Here is a 5,056-nt window from a genome sequence, read left to right as displayed (position 1 = left end):
GACGATCATGCCGGTGAAAGTGCCGATGCTCACGGTGACGACGATCATTCAGATGAAGGCGGTAGCGATATTGTCAAATTGACAGGTGAGGTCGCGCAGGAGGCCGGGATCGTGCTTGAGCAAGCTGAACTGGACGCCTTGGGCGAGTCTCTCAGCCTGCCGGCAGAAGTTCGCTTTGATGCAGACCGGATGGCCAATGTATCGCCAAGGGTGAGCGGTGTTATTGATCGCATCTTTGCGGGTGAAGGTGATACAGTCGAGTATGGAGACAGACTCGCATTGATTTCCAGCCGCGATCTGGCCACGCTGAAGGCTCAATGGGTCACTGCGGAAACAAGGAAATCACTGGCGGCGCAGGCATTGGAACGTGCGGAGGGCCTGTGGTCCAAAAAAATAACTTCCGAGGCGACGGTCCAGGCAGCCCGTGCCGAGCATGAAGCGGCAAAAGCCGAGAGCGAAGCGGCAGAAACGGAGCTGCATGCGGTCGGCATCGATCACGCGGCACTCGAGAAGATTGCCACGGCCGAAGATGGCAACAATGCGAATGCCTATCTGACTGCACCGCTCTCCGGAACGGTGATACGACGCGCGGTCACGCTGGGGGGAACCGTGACAGCCGGCGATTCCAGCGCCGAGGCACTGTTCACGATTGTCGATGACAGTGTGCTTTGGGTTGATATCGCGGTGTACAAACAGGACATCAGCCGCGTCCGCATCGGAGCGCCGGTTGCCCTGAAATCGGACGATGGCGATATCATCACACAATCTACGGTGGCATTTGTATTGCCGGTCATTGATGAGGTTTCCCGCACGGCGACGGCGCGTGTGATCGTGGATAACAGGGACAAGGCCCTGACCCCCGGGCAGTTCGTGATCGCAGATCTCAGCGTTGGCAATGCCAGGGAAGTGCTGCGCGTCCCGCAATCCGCCGTGCAACTGGTAGAGGGGCGCTCGTCCGTCTTTGTCCCGGTGGACGGCGGTTTCGCACCGCGCCCCGTCATGATCGGCACAACGGCTGGCGGCTATGTCGAAATCCGCACCGGGCTGGAGGAAGGCGACCTGTTTGTCTCTGACGGTGCCTTCACACTCAAAGCCCAGCTTGAAAAAGACGCTTTTGGCGACGGACACGGACATTAGGATAGCTGATCATGACCGATTTTATGCACCGCATCGCCGGCGGATGGCTTTTGGCCTCCATCGCGGCTTTTGCGATGACGATTGGCGGGCTTTTTGCGTTTCGCGCCTTGCCTGTCGATGCCTTTCCGGATGTGACGCCATCGCTGGTCCAGGTCTTCACCGAAACCGAGGGGCTCGCACCGGAAGAGGTTGAACGCTATGTGACCTACCCCATCGAAACGGCAATGTCGGGTCTGCCGAAACTCAAGAACATGCGCTCGGTCTCGAATTTTGGACTGTCGGTGGTAAACATCTATTTCGAGGACGGCACGGATGTCTATTTCGCCCGCCAGGTGGTGGGTGAGCGGCTTGCCGAGGCGCGTGGCAACATCCCCGAGGGATTTGGCGACCCGCAAATGGGGCCGATATCGACCGGGCTTGGCATTATCCTGTATTTCCGTCTGGAAGACCAAACCGGCGAACGCGACCTTGTCGAGATGCGTGAAATCCAGGACTGGATCATCAAATACCAGTTGCAAACCGTTCCGGGTGTCACGGAAGTATTGTCCCTCGGCGGCTACGAAAAACAGTATCAGGTCAGGCTCGATCCCGATGCGTTGCTCGCCTATGATATCCAGATTGCCGATGTGATCAGCGCGCTGGGGCGTGGAAACAAGACAGAAGGCGCGCAATTTCTCGAAATAGGGTCCGAACAATACACGGTACGCGGGGTCGGGCTTGCCCGAACGATCGAAGACCTCGCTGAGATTGTCGTTACCGTTGAACACGGACGCACCGTGCGTGTGCGCGACCTTGGCCATATCACCGTGGGCGGGGGTGTCCGTCAGGGACTTGCAACCGCAAACGGCGAGGGGGAGGTCGTTGCGGGTCTGGTTTTGAAGCTCTATGGCACCAATACATCCGATGTGATCGCACGGGTGCAGCAGCGCTTTCAGGAAATCAACGCCAGCCTGCCGGAGGGCGTGCAGGCAGTCCCCTACTACGATCAGGGGACACTGGTAAACAAGGCGGCCGCAACTGTGACCACGGCATTGTGGCAGGGCGCATTGCTTGTGGGGTTGGTGGTATTCGTCTTTCTCGGAGGATGGCGTCCAAGCCTGGTTGTCGTGCTGTCGATACCGTTCTCGGTAGGGTTTGCCTTTATCGCCATGCACATGCTCGGCATCAGCGCCAATCTGATGTCTTTGGGTGGCGTCGCTATCGCCATCGGGATGATGGTGGACGGTGCCATTGTCATCTCCGAAAATGTGGACCGCGGCTTTCAGGAGGACGACGGGTCGGAAGATCCGCGCTGGCTGGTTGCCCGCTCTACTGCTGAGGTGATCGCGCCCCTGGTCGCAGCGGTTGCCGTGGTTATCGTTGTCTTCCTGCCACTTTTTTCCTTGCAGGGCGTCGAAGGCAAGACATTCCGACCCCTGGCCGCTGCGGCAGCACTCGCCATGACAGGATCGCTTTTCTATGCAGCCCTGATTGCGCCTTCAATGGCCTTTTTCGTGATGCGCCGATCCACCAAGAAAGCTCCGGACCAGCCCGGACGTGTTGCATCCATGATCAGCGGCACAGCAGGGTTCTTTGTCCGCAACCGTTTTTTCGCGATCGTCCTGTGTGGTGTGCTGTTGGCTGCAGGCGGTTTCGCGGGATCGCGGCTTGGCTCCGAATTTACGCCATCGCTCGAGGAAGGCGACATTCTGATGCGGCTGACCATGGCACCCTCGATTTCGCTCACCGAAGCGATGGCAACCACAACGCGGGTAGAAAAGCGACTGCTGAAGAACTTCCCTGAAATCAAGTCCATTGTGACCCGTATCGGGCGGGGAGAAGTCGGCGCACATGCCGACCCGACCAATAGCGCGGAAGCCTTTGTCGAGTTGAACCCGGTCGAGCAGTGGCGCCCTGGACTGTCTGCGGAAGGACTGCGCACCGCGATTTCGGAAGACCTGGAATCCTATCCGGGGATTGTGGTGAATATCGGCCAACCCATCGCGATGTCCGTCGACGAATTGCTGACCGGCACGCGTGCCGAACTGGCCGTCAAGATTTTCGGACCGGATTCCGAAATCCTGTTGCAGCGATCACAGGTGCTGCAATCGCTGCTGCAACAGGTCGAAGGAGCAGCCGAGGTGCAGGCCGACCAAATTACCGGTGCCCCGCAGCTTGTGGTGACTGTGGACCGGTCAGCCCTTGGCCGCTACGGGCTTGATGTCGAGGATGCGCTGGATGCGCTGCGTGCAGCCGTAGGCGGTGCCGAGGCCGGATCCCTGTTCGAGGGTGTGCGACAGTTTCCGATCATGGTTCGTTTTGACGAAGATAGCCGCGACACACCCGAGGCGATCAGCCGTATCGTGCTGGAATCGCCCTCCGGAGCGCGGGTGCCGCTGGAGACGGTTGCCAATATCGGAACAGTAATCGGTCCGCGCCAGATCACACGCGAGGATGGCGAACGCTTTATCACGGTCCAGTCCAACGTGCGCGGCCGCGATATCGGATCTTTCGTTGCCGAAGCGCAGAAGTTGACTGACGCTCAACTGGAGCTGCCGCCCGGGTATCGTCTGGTCTGGGGCGGTCAGTTCGAGCTTCAGCAACAGGCGAACGCCCGCTTTGCCGTGGTCATTCCGATCACGCTGGGCATCGTCCTGCTGATCCTTCTGGTGACTTTCGGAAGGCTGAAATCAGCGATCCTCATCTTGTTGAACATCCCCCTGGCGCTGACCGGCGGCGCGCTGGCGCTCTGGTTTGCAGGATTGCCGGTGTCGGTTCCCGCCACGGTCGGGTTTATCGCGTTGTTCGGCATCGCATTGGGCAACGGCATGGTGTTGATCAGTTTCATGGATGACTTCGCGCGTGCCGGGCGCGATCTGGACGCTTTGGCCATCGAAGCCGCAGGGCTGCGCGCGCGCCCGGTCCTGATGACCGCCATGACGACGGCGCTGGGGCTGGCACCATTGCTCTTCGCCACCGGCGTCGGTGCCGAGGTGCAGCGCCCGCTCGCCACGGTGGTGACCGGGGGGCTGGTTTCATCAACCGTGCTGACGCTGCTCGTAATGCCCGCCCTGCACCGCTGGTTCGCACCCCGACAAGGAGGGCATCATTCGCTTGTCGAAACGGCTCATGGGCAGCATGCGAAGTCAGCCTCGGGAGCCCTTACCTGATGGAACGAACGCGCTTCAGGCCTGCTTGGGTGCAGAATTGGCAGAGGGGGAGAGTTCGATGAACATGGCGACGTTTTCGGGCGCGACCCCGCAGACATCTCCAGCGGTTTCATCGTGGCGTGCACTGTCATGAGACCCGCCCTGATTTCCGCTGTAAGGGCATTGGAAGTCATCCAAAATGGTGGTTATCGCCGGTGCCAAAAACGGTTTAGTTTTGTCATTTATCAAAATAAAATAACGGTTTAGGGAGCGGAAAAACTTGGGGCGGCACCCGACGCTTCGTGCGCACCAATACAGAGCCGGTGATCCCCCAGAACCTCGATGACGCGACACTTCCCCGCATGGCCGGGATCATCCGCGTCAGCCATCCGAACCAGCTCTTCCCGAAGCTGCGCGAGAATGATCATGCGCCGGTCCACCGCCGCGAGCTGCTTGCGTGCGATCTCATGGGCAGGTGCGCAATCCTCTGACGGGGCTTCTGCCAAGGCCATCAGATCGGCGATATCATCGAGACCGAAGCCCAGTTCCCGTGCGTGGCGCAGGAAGGCCAGCCGTTCGAGCGCCGCTTCATCGTAGCGCCTCTGCCCACCTGTTGTCCGCGCCGGTGACGGTATCAGGCCCCGGCTTTCGTAGTAGCGGATCGTTGTCACCTTCACGCCCGTCCGGCGCGACATAGTAAGCGTCCGGCCTGACCGCTATCTGGCGTAATTCCAGGGGAGCAGATCTCCGATCCTGTTGATCTTGCAGTCCGGGATGCGGGCGAGGGTGTC

The 5,056-nt window shown here is 59.8% G+C and carries 3 protein-coding genes; 2 read left to right on the top strand and 1 reads right to left on the bottom strand.

Annotated features, from left to right (window positions below; all coding sequences use genetic code 11):
• The coding region (locus BM064_RS26180; RefSeq protein WP_092866415.1) for an efflux RND transporter periplasmic adaptor subunit at positions 1-1,137 on the top strand (1,137 nt) is incomplete at its 5' end.
• An 11-nt stretch (positions 1,138-1,148) separates the two neighbouring features.
• On the top strand, positions 1,149-4,286 hold the full coding sequence (locus BM064_RS26175) for an efflux RND transporter permease subunit (protein ID WP_092866412.1): 3,138 nt from the start codon (positions 1,149-1,151) through the stop codon (positions 4,284-4,286).
• A 242-nt stretch (positions 4,287-4,528) separates the two neighbouring features.
• Here BM064_RS26175 and BM064_RS26170 read toward each other — a convergent pair whose 3' ends face one another.
• The gene (locus BM064_RS26170) at positions 4,529-4,960 is read right to left on the bottom strand and encodes a MerR family transcriptional regulator (protein WP_092866409.1); all 432 of its coding nucleotides are present in this window, start codon (positions 4,958-4,960) and stop codon (positions 4,529-4,531) included.
• Between the last annotated feature and the right edge of the window lie 96 nt (positions 4,961-5,056).

The sequence above is a fragment of the Albimonas pacifica genome (assembly GCF_900113695.1).
Taxonomy (GTDB): domain Bacteria; phylum Pseudomonadota; class Alphaproteobacteria; order Rhodobacterales; family Rhodobacteraceae; genus Albimonas; species Albimonas pacifica.
Note: the sequence above shows the minus strand (reverse complement) of the source record. Positions and strands in the feature narration are given on the sequence as shown.